Below are 14320 nucleotides of genomic sequence, written 5' to 3'. Positions count from 1 at the left end.
ACACGCGAATTCACTGTCCGGAGAATACGAACAATCGAACACATTCGGATCCGATTGCGCAACGGGATCGCGACAGGCGGCCACGGTGCGCATACCGCGTTCCATCGCGCTGGCCCACGCGTGTGACGGCGCCACCCAGGCAGGCCCCGCGCTCAGTCGCCCTTCGCCATCTGCCCGAACACTTCATCGCGTCGTACCCAGGCGTGATACAGCGCTGCACCCAGGTGGGCCAGGATGGTGAAGAACAGCAGGTAGGCCAGCACGCCATGCAGCGGGCGCAGGAAGCCATACAGCACGGGGCTGTGCGGCAGGATCGCCGGCAGGTTCACGCCGTCGAACAGCTCCACCGGATAGCCACCGGCCGACAGCATGCCCCAGCCGATCAGCGGCATGGCCAGCATCAGCGCGTACAGCACCCAGTGCGAGGCCTTGGCAGCGAACACCTGGATGCGCGGCAGGTCGGCGGGCAAGGGCGGCGGCGTGTGCAGCAGCCGGTTCACCAGGCGCACGACCGCCAGCAGCAGGATCGCCAGCCCGAGCGGGCGGTGCAGGTCGAGCAGCGTGTCGCGGTAGCGCAGCGAGACGACCATGCCGGCGCCCACGAACAGCATGGCGAAGATCGCGGCGGCCATCGACCAGTGCAGCACGCGGGCCAGCAGGTTGAAGTGACGTGGACGGTTCATCGGGCGCTCCCGTTCTGGGCCTTGCCCTGGCTGATTTCACGTTCGCGACGGTTGAACGATACGGAGTAGACCGACGAGCGGGCATGCAGCACCGGATCGTCCGTGCCCGCAATCCCCTTCGGCAGGATCAGCGGATCGAAGTTCAGGTTCAGGCAGGCACCGGTGGCCTGCGGCTCGGCGCGCACCAGCGTCAGCGTGCCGACGGTCGTTTCGGGCCGCGTGTCGGGCCAGGCCTTCGACGGGTCCTCGATCGGGTCGCCCCCGGCGGCAAACTGCATCACCATGTCCCACTGCAGCGGACCGGCGGCGAGACGGCGATCGAGATCCGCCGCCAGGTAGTCGCGGTCGGCGTTCTTCAGCTGTTCCGGCGTCGCCGCCACGAACGGCGTGTGCGGGCGCATCGACCAACGCACGGCGCGGTCGGTGCCGTTCGCATCGGTGAGGCGAAACGCGTTGACGCCGTTGAAGCGGGTGTTGGCCAGGCTGTCGGGCGTCGGCGCGTTCTTCGACCACGCCATGAAGTTTTTGATTTCCGGATAGCGGGCCAGCACCGCTGCCATCCTGGCCGGATCCGGCTTGCCGGTGGCGGGGTCCGGCAGCTTGGCGGCATTCATCGCCTGGAACCCTTCCGGCGTGGACGACGCGAAGAACGGGAAGCTGTTCATCGCCACGCGCCATTCCTGGCCATCGTCCGTCTTCAGTTGCAGCGCCATGCCGCGCACCGCGGCCTTGTTGTCGGGCGAGTAGGGATCGTTGCCGGGATTGGAGAAGCGGCCCAGTACCGGCGTCGACGCCTGCGAAAACACGCGCGCGGTGGACAGCTGCGCGGCCGCCGCTGTCGGCACGAAGGTGCCGGTGATGCAGATGCCCTTGCTGTGCGCGCGGCGGAAGCCTGGATGGGGCGAACCGGAAGCTTCGGCAGTATTGATCATCGTCTGCGGCGTGACGCCCCGGTTGCCGATCCAGCCGCCGACCCAGGCAAACAGCAGGGCCAGCGCCGCCACGATCAGGGCGATCGGCAGCAGCAACAGGGGAGAACCGCGGCGCGGTGGAGGTGTGGGCATGGCGTGCTGCTTTCGTGAAATCGTTCGGTCGGCGCCGCAGGATGGCGGCAATGGATTGTCGCATGATTAACGGTGCGACGTTTCCGCGGAGGATCGCCGGGACAGTGCTTTGGTGTGCCCGACGCTCACCTCTCCCGACCTGCAGCAGCGCTGCGGCCGCCGATGAATTGGCCAGGAATGCTATTCTTGGCCGACCCGATCACCATCCGCCCGCATGAAAGCCAAGAAGCCTTCACTCGTTGCGTTGTCCATCATGACCCTTCTGATCACCGCGGCTTGGCTCGCATGGCAGCTGTTCGGCCTTGCCATGACCGAGTTCGCAAAAGGCGGCGTCTGCTAAAAACCCGGCGTGCGATTACCGCCTCTGCAGCGGGCAAGGGCGCGGGCAGGGGCTGGATCTGTCACTTGCATGGTCGCTTGCCCGCGCCCGTCGCTTCCAGCTGCGCGTCCGTCAGGACCGCCGGCATCGGCTCGATGACACGCAGACCATCAGGCGGCCGTTCGATTGCCCCGCACCTTGCATCACCAAAGCCGCGTGGCTATGCTTGAGATTGCAGCGACAAGGAGGCGCCTCGTGGCGCAATACAACCATGGATCAGGGCGAAACGATGAAAGATGTGAAAGTGGATGTGCGCGTCAATGTCGGCGTGGATGCGGCCAGTGTCATCCTGCTGCTCGGCACGGCGGCGATGGCGTTCTTGCTCTACAAGGAACACAAGCAGGAAAAACGGAAGCTGAACGGCGTGTAGGGATTGGCCCACTGGCGCTCCGTGGCGCCGGTGCGGTCCGCATCAGCACCCTTTCTTGTACAGATAGGGCAGGCCGTGCAGATCCAGGTACTTCTTGCTGAGGAACAGGAACGTGTTGGCTCCCGATGTGCGGATGCCCGCCAGCGATTTGAGGTTCGGCTCCAGCACCACTTCGTCCTGCTTCCTGGATTCCATCTGCATGCGCAGCATCGGCAGATTCAGGTGGGTCGCAGAGAACACATGCCGGATGAGCGGCACGGTTTCCACCGCCAGCAGGTCATACAGGGTGTCGGGATCCTGTTTCGGGAAGGCTCTCGCATAGCAAAGGTAGCGCGGAACGATCACCGGAATGCCCGAGTCGAGAATCGATACCGCATGCTGCAGCTTGTTCAGTTCGGTGAGTTCGTAGGAACCGTTCACCGAGTTGCGCAGCGTGAGCGACAGGGGGAATGAGCGGCATTCGCTTTCGTTGTTGTAGAGAAGCCGGCTGGCCGCCAGAAACGCAGCGGAGCTCGTCTGATATTTGACGACCAGGTCGGACGACGCGGACAGGTCGAGGACCTGTGCGACCGGCGACGCGGCTTGCGATTCGTCTTCGACACTGAACACCTCGCCGTTCAGCAGGGTTTGCAGCGGCGACTTGACGATCGATCTGAACAGCGTGATTGCCTGCAGGGAGGAGGTGATGACCTTGTCACTCATGAGCGTCGAAAGATCGGAGCGAAATAAAAATTGAGAAGCTCAGGGAGTGGATGGGGTGCGCGACTGCGTTGGCATCCACTCCCTGGCGGCCCTTACTTCTTCGCCGTCACCCGCCAGATGACATTGCCCACGTCATCGGCAAACAGCAGCGCGCCTTCGGCATCCTGCGCCATGCCCACCGGCGCGCCATACAGGTCCTTTTCATCGGCCGAATGGAAGCCCGTCACGACCGGCTGCGCCGCACCCGTCGGCATGCCGTTCTGGAACGGCACATAGACGATCTGGTAGCCGCTCAGTGGCGAACGGTCCCAGCTGCCATGTTCCGCCACGAACGCGCCGCTGCGGTATTTCTCGGGCAGGCCCGTGCCGGTGTAGAACAGCAGGCCCAGTGCCGCCACGTGCGAACCGAGCGCGTAGTCGGGCTTGATGGCTTTCTTCACCAGGTCCGGCCGCTGCGGTTTCACGCGGCTGTCCACGTGCTGGCCGAAATAGCTGTAAGGCCAGCCATAGAAGCCCCGTTCCTGCACGGACGTCATGTAGTCCGGCACCAGGTCGGCACCGATCTCGTCGCGCTCGTTGACGATCGCCCACAGCTTGCCGGACTGCGGTTCCCACTGCAGGCCGGTGGGATTGCGCAGGCCCGATGCGAACACGCGGCTGGCGCCGGTGGCCGCATCGACTTCCAGCACGGCGGCGCGGCGGTATTCCACGTCCAGGCCGTTTTCCGTGATGTTGCTGTTCGAGCCGCTGCCCACATACAGCTTCTTGCCATCCGGGCTGGCCAGCAGCGCCTTCGTCCAGTGGTGATTCACCGTGCTGGGCAGGTCGCCCAGTTCCGTGCCCGGATCGGACATCTTCGTTTCACCCGGCGTGTAGCGGTACTTCATGATGTTGCCGGTATTGGCGACAAACAGCGTATCGCCCACCAGCTGGATGCCGAACGGCGAATGCAGGTTTTCGATGTAGACGTGCTGCTCCCACTCACCGGTGGCGCCCGGCTTCTTGCGCAGCAGCGTCACGCGGTTGCCGCCCTTGCCGCCCTTGCCGGAGCGGTTCTTGACGATGCCGGCAATGACCTGCTTCGGCGTCGTGACGGCTTCCTGTCCCGGACCGTTGCCCTCGACGACCAGCACATCCTGGTTCGGCAGCACCAGCAGCTGGCGCGGATGCAGCAGGTTGGAGGCGATCTTCTCGATCTGCAGGCCGTCGGCCACTTTCGGGGCCGCATTGCCTTGCCAGCCCACGCCACCCGGCACCTGCATCGGCGGCACCAGGAAGTTCTGCGATTTCGGCAGCTCCGGATTGGCGCCGATCTGTTTCGAAGGATCCACGCGTTCGTTGTCGCCGCAGCCGCTCAATAGCAGCGACATGCCGGCAGCGACTCCCAAGGCGCACTGCCACGTTTTCTTATACTTTGCCATGGCCCGATTCCTTGAAAGTGACGATTTCGCCGGCCAGGATGATGCGGCCGATTCCCATTGCAACGACCGTCACGACGGACAGCCAGACGGCATCGGGGATGACTGCGTAGGCATCCCGGCTGTGCACGAATGCATTGATGAGTGCTGCAACGATACCGATCACGTTGAGCCAGAAGTTGATGGCCGCGCCGCGGGTGCGGACGCGCCGCTTGCTGAACCACACCCAGGCCAGATTGATCAGCTGGGGAATGATGGCAAACAGCAGCCCCATGCTGACGAGCCATGAAGCACTCTTGGCCCACATCACATTGGCATTGCTCGCGTAGATCACGTCGAAGATCAACGTGGCCACGAAAAAGCCGAACGGTATGGGGTCAAGCAGGTTAAAAACCGCCGATGAAACTCTGAAGCGGGACGAACTGGTTGATGATGTCATTGTCGCTGCCCTCGTTATTATTGACGTGATTGACGCGCTTCCATGCCACTTCGAGGCCTGGTCGAGGCATCGAAGTGGAGGGGCAGCGTAGCACAGACATTCGGGGGAACGTCGCCTTGCTGGGCTTGGCGGAAGCGGCCGTTTGCCGCACGGCCAGGGGGGGCGGGCGGGGCGCTGTTGACGGGAAGGGAGGTCGACCGCGCCACGCAGGCGCGGCCCGGGATCGACGGGAACGGCCTAGCGCTTTTCCTTGTTAATCTGCTGCAGGAGAACGAACGCCTCGTGGTCGATCGCGGCCCCAGCATCCGCAAGCTCCTTGCTGGCCTTGACATAAGCAGGCCGCTTGCGCTCCTTCTTTTCTTCGGGCGGCACGGCCGGCGTCACGCCGGACATCATGATCTGCGGTCCGCTGTTGTACTTCTTGTTGATGACCTGCTGGCCGTACGGCGTCGTGTAGAAGCGGGTCATTTCGGTTGCCGTCTCTTCGGAAATCGTGCGCGTGAGGGGCGGCGCGAGGCGCCGGTAAATCTCCGCGGGCGGCACTTTGTCGATCTTGGCAAAAACGGTCTGGCGCTGCGCATCGCTCTGGTACTTGCTGCGCGCGGCCACGCCCCGCAGGGCTTTTTCGATGTGCATGGCGCCCAGCAGAGCCTCCACGGACTTGACGTGCGCCGGGCTGGTGGCAGCGGCGGGTGCCGCGGGGGCGACGGCGAGTGCGGGGGCTTCCATGAACAAGGCTGTACTCAATATGGCCTGGACTGCGACTGCCTGGACTGCAAATTTCATGAGGTTCCCTTTTTTGAATGAGAGGTCGATGCTCGCGCTGGCGCGGGCGATCCTGCAAGGCGAATCTGTTGGTCGGTGCGAGCCGGACTTTGCTCTGCTGCCGCGCAACATGATTCTAAACCTGCCTCCGCCGATGTTCCATCCCGATTGAAAAGCCATGCAATACCACTTCCGTTTGCTTTCAAAATGAAAGCATCAAAACTCACTGCACTGAGCGGATTTAATTCCAAAGATTAAATAATCGCGGCTAGACTGGCCTTCCATTCACCAGACTTCGGAATATCCATGTCCATCGTTCGCAAGTCGTTTGCCTGCATTGCCCTGTCCGCACCGCTGTTTGCCCTGGCCCAGAATCCCGGATTATTGGCGGAAGTGAAAACCGCCGACGCGGCTTACTGGCAAGCCTATAACGATTGCGACTACGCCACGCTGGACAGGCTGACGGCCGAAAATGTCGAGTTCTATCATGACCTGGGCGGCCTGACGAGCGGCCGCGCCGCCCTGACGGACAGTGTGCGCAAGAACATCTGCGGCCGGCCCGACATGGCCATCAGGCGTACGGCGCAGGACAAGGACGTTCAGACGTACCTGCTCAACCGCGGTCCGGACGTATATGCCGCCGTCGTCACGGGCCGCCACGAATTCACCCAGGGACCGAAAGGCGTGCCGCTGCCGCCGAATGGAGAAGCGCAATTCACGATGCTGTGGCTGCGCAATGCGGACAAGACGTGGACGCTCTCGCGCGTGCTGAGCTATGGCCACAAGGCCATCCAGAGAGCGAACGACAGCAAGGCGGTCTCGCTGAACGAGGCCGACCTGGAACGATTCGCGGGTAGTTATGCCGCCACTATCCAGAAGGTCCTGGTCTTCAGGCGCGAGGGCGGCAATCTATCCGTCGAGATCGGCGGCCGGCCCGTCACGCTGTACCCGAAAGGCGCCACGACGTTCTTCATGAAGGAACGCAATATCGAAGTCGAATTCCGTGGCGCGGCCGATGGCAAGGCCACGGGCCTGGTCGTGCGCCAGGATGGCAAGCAGGTCGACGAAGGCAAGCGGATGTGACGCGCAGTAGGTCGTCCGGTCGCAGGCAGGCTAGTGCAGGATGGCGACCAGCAGGGTGACGACGGCAACCACGAACAGGACCCCGATCACCTGCGTCACTTCCATGGAAACGATGGTGGCATGGTGGTTCCCCGCGCGATTCCGATGCGCCTTGTCCACCGGTTCCTGCTTGCGCCGGGCACGGGCCCGTCCCAGCGAGCACACGAAGATGACGGCCCTGCCCAGGGAATGGAACACGACTTCCAGCAAAAAATAGAAAGCAACTTCAAGGACGGGCATGGCAATCTTCCTGGAGGAGCGCGGATTGAAAGGGCGTCGCCGACTCGGCTGTGGCAGCACGACTCTAGCTTGTCCTGCCACCGATGTCAGGTATTTTGCGCGCCGCGCAGAGACTTCTTCTAATTTTACCCGGGTAGATTGACGCGTCTTTTTTGCCCGGGTAGAATTCGGCCATGCAATCACTCATGGCCCCTATGACCACGTCCATCTCCCGCTCCGTCACCGCCTTCGCCGGCTTTCGGCGCATTGCTTACGGAACCCATGCATCCGCCATGCTGGCCGTCAAGCATGCAATGGAGGCCGGCGCCACGGAGCCCCTGCTCCTCTTCGACGACAGCACCGGCCGCGTGCTGGAAGTGGATGTTCGGGGCAGTGATGCGGAAGCACTGGCGCGTCTGCCCGTGGCATCTGCCGACGCTGCAGCGGACGCCCCGGCACCGGACGATGTCGCTTCACCACCGCGCGGAAGGGGGCGCCCGAAGCTGGGCGTGATCGCGCGCGAGGTCACGCTGCTGCCGCGCCACTGGGACTGGCTGTCGGCCCAGCCGGGCGGCGCGTCGGTCGCCCTGCGCAAGCTGGTGGACGAGGCCAGGCGTGCCAGCGCCGGGCACGACGAGCGGCGCGCGGCCCAGGAGCGCACCTACCGGTTCATCTCGGCCATCGCGGGCGACCTGCCCGGCTTCGAGGAAAGCACCCGGGCGCTGTTTGCGGACGATATCGAAACGTTCGGCGACCTTGCCGCCGCCTGGCCCGGCGATGTACGCGAGTACGCGCTGCGGCTGGCCGCCAGTCCTGCACCCTGATCACACGATCTGGATGGAAACCATGACCGACAAACGCCTCCTGAAGCAGCAATACCTCGAGACGAAGACCCGCGCCGGGGTCTACATGATCCGCAATCGCGTCACCGGCCGCGTGCTGGTTGCCGGTGCCGGCGATGCACAGGGCGCACTGAACCGCCACCGCTTCGAGTTGCGCCAGGGCAGCCATCGCAACCGGCTGCTGCGCCAGGACTGGCTGTCGCACGGCGAAACGAGTTTCACCTTCGAAGTGCTGGACATGGTGAAGCCGGGCGCGGACACCGCCGCCGACATTACGCGCGAACTGGCAGACCTCCTTGTCCTGTGGCGCCAGGAGATTCCCTGCCATGGCGCACTGGACTACGAACCGGACCGGAGCGCGCCATGAGCGATGCCGCTCTCCGGCAGTGCCTGTCCTTTCAACGGGCCTACGCGGCATTCCGCGCGCGGCTGGACGACGACCTGGGAACCTGGCACGGCATCGATTTCGATGATTTCGTGATGCTGCACGCACTCGCCGGCGCTGGCCACGAGCCGGGCGACATGCGGTCGCTCGCCACGCAACTCGGCACGTCGCGCTCCGCCCTGTTGCGGCGGGTGCGCGCACTGGAAAAGGTCGGGCTGGTGGACTACCACGGCGGCGTGGCGGACCGCCGCGTCACGCTGCGGCCCGCCGGGCGGCGCCTGGTGGCGACGGCGCGCGAGACGGTCGAAGACGCCTGGGCCCGCCATCAGCCTATGCCCGATCCCGGAAAACACGGATAATGGCGCCCACTTCGCATCGCGCGCAATTCTGGAATTCTCATGGAAATCAAGGTCAACTTTCTCGACAAGCTTCGTCTCGAAGCCAAGTTCGACGACTTCACGGTGGTGGCAGACCAGCCGATCCGCTACAAGGGCGACGGCTCGGCGCCGGGCCCGTTCGATTATTTTCTGGCGTCGTCCGCCTTGTGCGCGGCCTATTTCGTGAAGCTGTACTGCAATACCCGCAATATCCCGACCGAGAATATCCGTCTGTCGCAGAATAATATCGTCGACCCGGAAAACCGTTATCAGCAGATCTTCAAGATCCAGGTGGAACTGCCGGCCGATATTTCGGACAAGGACCGCCAGGGCATCCTGCGGTCGATCGAGCGCTGCACGGTCAAGAAAGTGGTGCAGGCCGGCCCGGAATTCGTGATCGAGGAAGTGGACAACCTCGATGCCGATGCCCAGGCGCTGCTCACGCTGAATCCTTCGCAGGATGCCAGCACGTATATCGCCGGCAAGGATCTGCCGCTGGAACAGACCATCGCCAATATGTCCGCCGTGCTGGCCGGCCTGGGCATGAAGATCGAGATCGCCTCGTGGCGCAATATCGTGCCGAATGTCTGGTCGCTGCATATCCGCGACGCGCATTCGCCAATGTGCTTCACCAACGGCAAGGGTTCGACGAAGGAAAGCGCGCTGGCCTCGGCGCTGGGCGAGTTCATCGAGCGACTCAACTGCAACCATTTCTATGGCGGTGCGTACTGGGGCGAGGAGATCGCCAACGCGCCCTTCGTGCACTACCCGAACGAGCGCTGGTTCAAGCCGGGCCGCAAGGATGCGCTGCCGGTTGAAATCCTCGACGATTACTGCCGGGAGATCTACGACCCGGATGGCGAACTGCGCGGCTCGCATCTGGTCGACACCAACTCCGGCAATGCGGAACGGGGCATCTGCTCGCTGCCGTTCACGCGGCATTCGGATGGCGCAGTGGTCTATTTCCCGTCGAACCTGATCGAGAACCTGTACGTCAGTAACGGCATGAGCGCCGGGAACACGCTGGCCGAGGCGCAGGTGCAGTGCCTCTCCGAGATCTTCGAGCGCGCCGTCAAGCGCGAAATCCTCGAAGGCGAGATGGCGCTGCCCGATGTGCCGCAGGACGTGCTGGCCAAGTACCCCGGCATCCTGGCCGGCATCCAGGGACTGGAAGAGCAGGGCTTCCCCGTGCTGGTGAAGGACGCGTCGCTGGGCGGCGTGTACCCGGTGATGTGCGTGACCCTGATGAATCCGCGCACCGGCGGCGTGTTTGCCTCGTTCGGCGCGCACCCGAGCCTGGAAGTGGCGCTGGAGCGCAGCCTCACGGAGCTGCTGCAGGGCCGCAGCTTCGAAGGCCTGAACGACCTGCCGCGGCCCACGTTCGCCAGCAATGCCGTGACGGAGCCGAACAACTTCGTCGAACACTTCATCGATTCGAGCGGCGTGGTGTCCTGGCGCTTCTTCAGCGCGAAGTCGGATTACCAGTTCGTCGAGTGGGATTTCTCGGGGCAGGGCGAAAACTCGAATGCCCAGGAAGCGGCCACGCTGCTGGGCATCCTCGAAGGCATGGGTAAGGAAGTCTACACGGCCGTGTACGACCAGCTGGGCGCCACGGCTTGCCGGATCCTCGTGCCAGGGTATTCGGAGGTGTACCCGGTCGAAGACCTGGTCTGGGACAACACCAACAAGTCGCTGCTGTTCCGCGCCGACATCCTGAACCTGCACCGCCTGGACGATGCGGCGCTGGCCGACCTGCTGGAGCGCCTGGAGAACAACGAGCTGGACGACTACGGCGATATCGCCACGCTGATCGGCATCGAGTTCGACGAGAATACGGTGTGGGGCCAGCTGACGGTGCTGGAACTGCGGCTGCTCATCCAGCTCGCGCTGAAGCAGTACGAGGACGCGCAGGAACTGGTGGAAGCGTTCCTGCAGTACAACGACAACACGCTCGAGCGCGGCCTGTTCTACCAGGCCCTCAATGCCGTGCTGGAAATCGTGCTGGACGACGACATGGCCCTGGCAGACTACGAGCACAACTTCCGCCGCATGTTCGGTAACGAGCGCATGGATGCGGTGCTCGGCTCGGTCGACGGTACCGTGCGCTTCTACGGCCTCACGCCAACCAGCATGCAACTCGAAGGCCTCGACCGCCACCAGCGCCTGCTGGACAGCTACAAAAAGCTGCACGCGGCACGGGCCAGCCGGGCGGCGGCCGGCTGAGCTCCAGGGACACGTGCGGCCGACCTAATTCCCGGGTTTGCATACTTCCAGATCGCGATTCTTCCTGCAGCCGGCGGGATCGGCCAGGTTGACGTAACGGGACACGGATTCCCGGTACCGCCTCCCGTCGAAGCGGTACTGCGTTTCGCTGTAATAGCCGGCCGTGCCGTGGGTGGTCTTCAGGTCGAGCAGGCCATTCGTTTTTCGACGGCCCACCCCCATGTCATGGCCGCCGGTGCTCAGCACCACCCGGTACCGGCTCCCGTCCCACCGAAGCACCCAGATATGGGCAGAGGACGCGCCCCATCCGCAGCCGGTCTCGGTCATCGCGATCCAGTCCTTCGGCCGTCCGTGGCCGGCCAGGTCGACGGCCGCGCCGACGAACCGACCCGACAAGCAGTCGGCATCCAAGGTCTTTTTTGCCCCGGCCCGCACCGCCGCCAGGGCCTTCGGCGGGAGAGGGCGCAACGCACCGTCTTCGATACTGAAGACCGGCTCGAATGCCGCGGCATGGCTGATCTCCGTGACGGCCAGCAGTGCAAGGGCAACGCAGCAAATCAGTCGGTCCATTGCATCTCCATCGTTTCTTTGCGTATTTCGACACTCTGCCGACTGGCGGCACGCCACTGTTGGCGCGCGCACTGAACGCGGCCGTCCCAGCCGCTATCGTAGCCCCACATTCTTCCGAACAAAGGTCCTACGATGAAATTTCCCAGCCTGCTGCCTTCCGCCCTGATCGGTGCCGTCGCGAGTGCGCGTTCCATGACCCCGATGGCCACGCTGGCCACTGCGCGCCTTGCGAACCGCGACACCCCCGGCAATCTTGTGCTGCTCGACCGCCCCGTCTTCAAATACGGCGCGCTGGCCATGGGTGCCGGCGAACTGTTCGGCGACAAGATGAAGAGCGCCCCGGACCGCACGGTCTTCCTGGGCCTGCTGGCGCGCGTGATGAGTGCCGGCATTGCCGGTGCCGCGCTGGCGCCGGAAGGACAGGAAAAGGCTGGCGCTGCCGTCGCGGTGGCCACGGCCGTGCCGCTGGCCTACCTGACGCTGGCCGGCCGCAAGAAAGCGATGGCCAGCATCGGCCAGACCAGGAGCGGCCTGATCGAGGACGCACTGGTCGTGGCCGCCGGCGCCGCGATCGTGGCACTGGCCACCCGTCCGAAATAATTCCCGCCTCATCGGGATGCGCTGGCGGTGTTCGCCACCCGGCGCTTCCCTCGTCGATCGCCATCCGCGCGATCGGTGCGTGCATGCTTTATTATCGAACTGCTAGCCGCACTCGTCAGTCCCGCTGTTGCTCGTGCATAATGTGACCACCGGCATCCACCGGTTCAGCATCCTTGCGGCCGTGCCGCCCCGTCGTCGTCCAACAGGAAATCCGAATGAACCAGCCATGGCCTTCCATGCTGCCGGCGCTTGCCGTGCGCGTTGCAGTGTGTGCGGTGATGCTTGCCACGCCGGCCCTGCATGCGGCGCCGTGGACGGCGGATCTCGTGCATGCCGGCTGGTCGAAGCGGGATGGCGCGCCCTCGGCCCTGTACTCGATGAGCCAGGACAGCCATGGCCTGCTGTGGTTCGCGGCCCGCGATGGCCTGTACACCTTCGATGGCGTGCGGTTCGAGCGGATCGACAGTATCGCCGGCAATCCGCTGCAATCGACGGCCACGCTGGCCGTCGGCACGTTTGGCGACGACATCTTCGTCGGCTACCAGTTCGGCGGCGTCAGCGTGTTCCATGGCGACAGAGTCAGGCACTATGGCGAAGCGGATGGGGCGCCGAGCGGCTCCGTGCACCGCTTCGACCGCACGCCGGCGGGCGTGGTCTGGGCGCAGGCCGGCAAGGGCATGTACCGCTTCGAACGGGGGCGCTGGCACCACCTCGATGCGGGGAGCGGCCTGCCGGCCGCACTCGTCCGCAGCTTCAACATCCTGCGCGACGGCAGCGTGCTGGTGTTCACCGCGGATGGTGTGTACCGCAATGCCCCGGGCGGCGCCACGTTCCGCCGCGTGCTGGCCGGCGACATCGATGGTGGCGAACCGCGGCCGGACGGCAGGCTGCTGATCAACAGCCGCGCCGAGGGCATGCAGCTCTACGATCCCGCAAGCGGTGCGCTGACGACGTTCCGGCCCGCGAGTGCACCGCCGCTGTTCGGCTACTACATCGATGCGAAGGGCGGCCTGTGGGTCAATGCCGGCGAGGGCGTCCAGCTGCTGGATGATGCGGGCCGCGTCCTCAAGACCTACACGCTGGCGCAAGGCTTCACGGGCAAGGGGTTCAGCGCGAACCTGACGGACCGCGAGGGCAATGTGTGGTTCGTGACGGAGGGCGGCATCGACCGGGTGCGCCAGGGCCGCCTGGCCACCGTGCCGCTGCCGGCGGGGATCACCGATGCGCCGGCCGTGCTGCCGGATGCGGAAGGGAACGCGTGGATCAGCAACGAGTTCAGCCCGGGCGACTTCCGGGTGCCGACCTTCCGCGCATCGGCCGGCGGGCAGCGCACCGAGACGGCGCTGAAAAACGTTTCGGCATCGTACCGGTCCCCGGACGGTGTGCTGTGGTTCGCGGATCCTACTTCCATCTGGCGCTACGCGAACGGCAGGTACGAGAGCTGGCCGCTGCCGCCGGAAACGACAGGCCGCCGCGTGCAGGCGATGACCATGGCGCGCGACGGCACGTTGTGGGCATCGATCATCGGCTCGGGGCTGTTCACGCTGAAGGAGGGACGCTGGCTGGCCGGCGGCGGCATCGACGGCCTGGCCAAGGCCACCGCCGTGTCGCTGGCCACCGATGCACAGGGCCGCATCTGGGTCGGCTATCCCGGCAACCGTGCCGCAGTGCTGGAAGGCGCGACCTTACGCCGCTTCGGCAGCGATGATGGACTGGACGTGGGCAATGTCCTGGCCATCACGGCCGGCAAGCGCGGCACCTGGTTCGGCGGCAACCAGGGCCTGGCGGTCTTCGATGGCAGCCGGTTCCGGCGGATGAGCGACCAGCAGGGCACGTTCCGCGGCGTGTCGGGCATCGTGGAGACAGCCGAGGGCGAATTGTGGCTGCACGATCTCGATGGTCTCGCGCGGATCGGCCGGGACGGCGTGGCCGCCGTCCTGGCCGGCGCGTCGCTGCCGGTGCACACCGAGCGCTTCAATTACCTGGACGGCTACGAGGGCACGCCATCGCAAATGCGCCCGCTGCCGACCCTGGCGCAAGGGACCGGCGGGCGCCTGTGGTATGCCTCGTCGAGCAGCATCGGGTGGATCGATCCGGCCCATATCGTGCGCAACACGCTGCGTCCGTAGCCACTGATCACCCGCATCGCCACCGACCGGCAG

17 protein-coding genes are annotated in these 14320 nt (G+C 64.7%); 9 read left to right on the top strand and 8 right to left on the bottom strand.

All coding sequences use genetic code 11. From position 1 onward, the window contains the following. Positions 1 to 152: 152 nt before the first annotated feature. Positions 153 to 683 carry a cytochrome b gene (locus IP91_RS05605; RefSeq protein WP_145647735.1) on the bottom strand — a complete coding sequence of 177 codons (531 nt, stop codon included), beginning with the start codon at positions 681 to 683 and terminating at the stop codon, positions 153 to 155. After that, positions 680 to 1747, bottom strand: coding sequence for a catalase family peroxidase (locus tag IP91_RS05600; protein ID WP_145647734.1), 1068 nt, complete (start codon positions 1745 to 1747; stop codon positions 680 to 682). Before IP91_RS05600 ends, IP91_RS05605 begins: the two co-directional genes overlap by 4 nt. 214 nt (positions 1748 to 1961) lie before the next feature. Between IP91_RS05600 and IP91_RS26620 the strand changes: the two genes are divergently transcribed. Further along, the gene (locus tag IP91_RS26620; RefSeq protein ID WP_259772440.1) at positions 1962 to 2087 is read left to right on the top strand and encodes a hypothetical protein; all 126 of its coding nucleotides are present in this window, start codon (positions 1962 to 1964) and stop codon (positions 2085 to 2087) included. A gap of 250 nt (positions 2088 to 2337) precedes the next feature. Continuing rightward, positions 2338 to 2496, top strand: coding sequence for a hypothetical protein (locus IP91_RS25955; RefSeq protein WP_158643093.1), 159 nt, complete (start codon positions 2338 to 2340; stop codon positions 2494 to 2496). A gap of 42 nt (positions 2497 to 2538) precedes the next feature. On the opposite strand, the gene IP91_RS05595 is transcribed toward IP91_RS25955, so the two are convergent. The 4 genes from IP91_RS05595 to IP91_RS05580 form a co-directional block, all read right to left on the bottom strand. Continuing rightward, positions 2539 to 3198 carry a hypothetical protein gene (locus tag IP91_RS05595; RefSeq protein ID WP_145647733.1) on the bottom strand — a complete coding sequence of 220 codons (660 nt, stop codon included), beginning with the start codon at positions 3196 to 3198 and terminating at the stop codon, positions 2539 to 2541. 92 nt (positions 3199 to 3290) lie between these two features. Then, entirely contained in the window at positions 3291 to 4619 is a 1329-nt protein-coding gene (locus IP91_RS05590; RefSeq protein ID WP_199754492.1) for a PQQ-dependent sugar dehydrogenase, read from the bottom strand. Further along, positions 4606 to 5055, bottom strand: a complete 450-nt coding sequence (locus IP91_RS05585) for a DUF2231 domain-containing protein (RefSeq protein ID WP_145647732.1) — start codon at positions 5053 to 5055, stop codon at positions 4606 to 4608. Before IP91_RS05585 ends, IP91_RS05590 begins: the two co-directional genes overlap by 14 nt. A 237-nt stretch (positions 5056 to 5292) precedes the next feature. Further along, positions 5293 to 6000: a DUF2059 domain-containing protein gene (locus IP91_RS05580; RefSeq protein WP_145647731.1), complete on the bottom strand. Its 708-nt coding sequence runs from the start codon at positions 5998 to 6000 to the stop codon at positions 5293 to 5295. A gap of 126 nt (positions 6001 to 6126) precedes the next feature. Between IP91_RS05580 and IP91_RS05575 the strand changes: the two genes are divergently transcribed. Beyond that, complete coding sequence (locus IP91_RS05575) at positions 6127 to 6903, top strand: nuclear transport factor 2 family protein (protein WP_145647730.1); 777 nt, start codon at positions 6127 to 6129, stop codon at positions 6901 to 6903. Positions 6904 to 6933: 30 nt separating this feature from the next. On the opposite strand, the gene IP91_RS05570 is transcribed toward IP91_RS05575, so the two are convergent. Then, a complete protein-coding gene (locus IP91_RS05570) occupies positions 6934 to 7182 on the bottom strand; it encodes a hypothetical protein (protein ID WP_145647729.1) in 249 nt (82 codons plus the stop codon). 194 nt (positions 7183 to 7376) lie between these two features. Between IP91_RS05570 and IP91_RS05565 the strand changes: the two genes are divergently transcribed. From IP91_RS05565 to IP91_RS05550, 4 genes are read left to right on the top strand one after another with little or no spacing between them, the layout of a single operon-like run. Beyond that, positions 7377 to 7985, top strand: a complete 609-nt coding sequence (locus tag IP91_RS05565; RefSeq protein WP_145648042.1) for a DUF2239 family protein — start codon at positions 7377 to 7379, stop codon at positions 7983 to 7985. Positions 7986 to 8007: 22 nt separating this feature from the next. Further along, a complete protein-coding gene (locus IP91_RS05560; RefSeq protein ID WP_145647728.1) occupies positions 8008 to 8370 on the top strand; it encodes a GIY-YIG nuclease family protein in 363 nt (120 codons plus the stop codon). After that, positions 8367 to 8747: a MarR family winged helix-turn-helix transcriptional regulator gene (locus tag IP91_RS05555; RefSeq protein ID WP_145647727.1), complete on the top strand. Its 381-nt coding sequence runs from the start codon at positions 8367 to 8369 to the stop codon at positions 8745 to 8747. Before IP91_RS05560 ends, IP91_RS05555 begins: the two co-directional genes overlap by 4 nt. A 39-nt stretch (positions 8748 to 8786) precedes the next feature. Then, complete coding sequence (locus IP91_RS05550; protein ID WP_145647726.1) at positions 8787 to 10988, top strand: OsmC domain/YcaO domain-containing protein; 2202 nt, start codon at positions 8787 to 8789, stop codon at positions 10986 to 10988. Positions 10989 to 11012: 24 nt separating this feature from the next. Here the strand turns inward: IP91_RS05550 and IP91_RS05545 are convergent, their stop codons facing one another. Continuing rightward, complete coding sequence (locus IP91_RS05545) at positions 11013 to 11558, bottom strand: hypothetical protein (RefSeq protein ID WP_145647725.1); 546 nt, start codon at positions 11556 to 11558, stop codon at positions 11013 to 11015. 132 nt (positions 11559 to 11690) lie between these two features. On the opposite strand from IP91_RS05545, the gene IP91_RS05540 reads away from it, so the two are divergent. Together IP91_RS05540 and IP91_RS05535 are read left to right on the top strand one after the other, a co-directional pair. Continuing rightward, positions 11691 to 12158, top strand: a complete 468-nt coding sequence (locus IP91_RS05540) for a hypothetical protein (protein WP_145647724.1) — start codon at positions 11691 to 11693, stop codon at positions 12156 to 12158. Between the two features lie 215 nt (positions 12159 to 12373). Further along, positions 12374 to 14287, top strand: coding sequence for a ligand-binding sensor domain-containing protein (locus IP91_RS05535; protein ID WP_145647723.1), 1914 nt, complete (start codon positions 12374 to 12376; stop codon positions 14285 to 14287). Positions 14288 to 14320: the final 33 nt, after the last annotated feature.

The organism is Pseudoduganella lurida (genome assembly GCF_007830455.1).
Taxonomy (GTDB): Bacteria; Pseudomonadota; Gammaproteobacteria; order Burkholderiales; family Burkholderiaceae_D; genus Rugamonas; species Rugamonas lurida.
The sequence above is the reverse complement of the archived record's forward strand: the minus strand, read 5'-3'. Positions and strand labels throughout refer to the sequence as shown.

Excerpts from the sequence above, each read along its gene's own strand:
- IP91_RS05605 (WP_145647735.1), bottom strand. The coding sequence starts at position 683 with ATGAACCGTCCACGTCACTTCAACCTGCTGGCCCGCGTGCTGCACTGG.
- IP91_RS05600 (WP_145647734.1), bottom strand. The coding sequence starts at position 1,747 with ATGCCCACACCTCCACCGCGCCGCGGTTCTCCCCTGTTGCTGCTGCCG.
- IP91_RS26620 (WP_259772440.1), top strand. The coding sequence starts at position 1,962 with ATGAAAGCCAAGAAGCCTTCACTCGTTGCGTTGTCCATCATGACCCTT.
- IP91_RS25955 (WP_158643093.1), top strand. The coding sequence starts at position 2,338 with ATGGATCAGGGCGAAACGATGAAAGATGTGAAAGTGGATGTGCGCGTC.
- IP91_RS05595 (WP_145647733.1), bottom strand. The coding sequence starts at position 3,198 with ATGAGTGACAAGGTCATCACCTCCTCCCTGCAGGCAATCACGCTGTTC.
- IP91_RS05590 (WP_199754492.1), bottom strand. The coding sequence starts at position 4,619 with ATGGCAAAGTATAAGAAAACGTGGCAGTGCGCCTTGGGAGTCGCTGCC.
- IP91_RS05585 (WP_145647732.1), bottom strand. The coding sequence starts at position 5,055 with ATGACATCATCAACCAGTTCGTCCCGCTTCAGAGTTTCATCGGCGGTT.
- IP91_RS05580 (WP_145647731.1), bottom strand. The coding sequence starts at position 6,000 with ATGGCTTTTCAATCGGGATGGAACATCGGCGGAGGCAGGTTTAGAATC.
- IP91_RS05575 (WP_145647730.1), top strand. The coding sequence starts at position 6,127 with ATGTCCATCGTTCGCAAGTCGTTTGCCTGCATTGCCCTGTCCGCACCG.
- IP91_RS05570 (WP_145647729.1), bottom strand. The coding sequence starts at position 7,182 with ATGCCCGTCCTTGAAGTTGCTTTCTATTTTTTGCTGGAAGTCGTGTTC.
- IP91_RS05565 (WP_145648042.1), top strand. The coding sequence starts at position 7,377 with ATGACCACGTCCATCTCCCGCTCCGTCACCGCCTTCGCCGGCTTTCGG.
- IP91_RS05560 (WP_145647728.1), top strand. The coding sequence starts at position 8,008 with ATGACCGACAAACGCCTCCTGAAGCAGCAATACCTCGAGACGAAGACC.
- IP91_RS05555 (WP_145647727.1), top strand. The coding sequence starts at position 8,367 with ATGAGCGATGCCGCTCTCCGGCAGTGCCTGTCCTTTCAACGGGCCTAC.
- IP91_RS05550 (WP_145647726.1), top strand. The coding sequence starts at position 8,787 with ATGGAAATCAAGGTCAACTTTCTCGACAAGCTTCGTCTCGAAGCCAAG.
- IP91_RS05545 (WP_145647725.1), bottom strand. The coding sequence starts at position 11,558 with ATGGACCGACTGATTTGCTGCGTTGCCCTTGCACTGCTGGCCGTCACG.
- IP91_RS05540 (WP_145647724.1), top strand. The coding sequence starts at position 11,691 with ATGAAATTTCCCAGCCTGCTGCCTTCCGCCCTGATCGGTGCCGTCGCG.
- IP91_RS05535 (WP_145647723.1), top strand. The coding sequence starts at position 12,374 with ATGAACCAGCCATGGCCTTCCATGCTGCCGGCGCTTGCCGTGCGCGTT.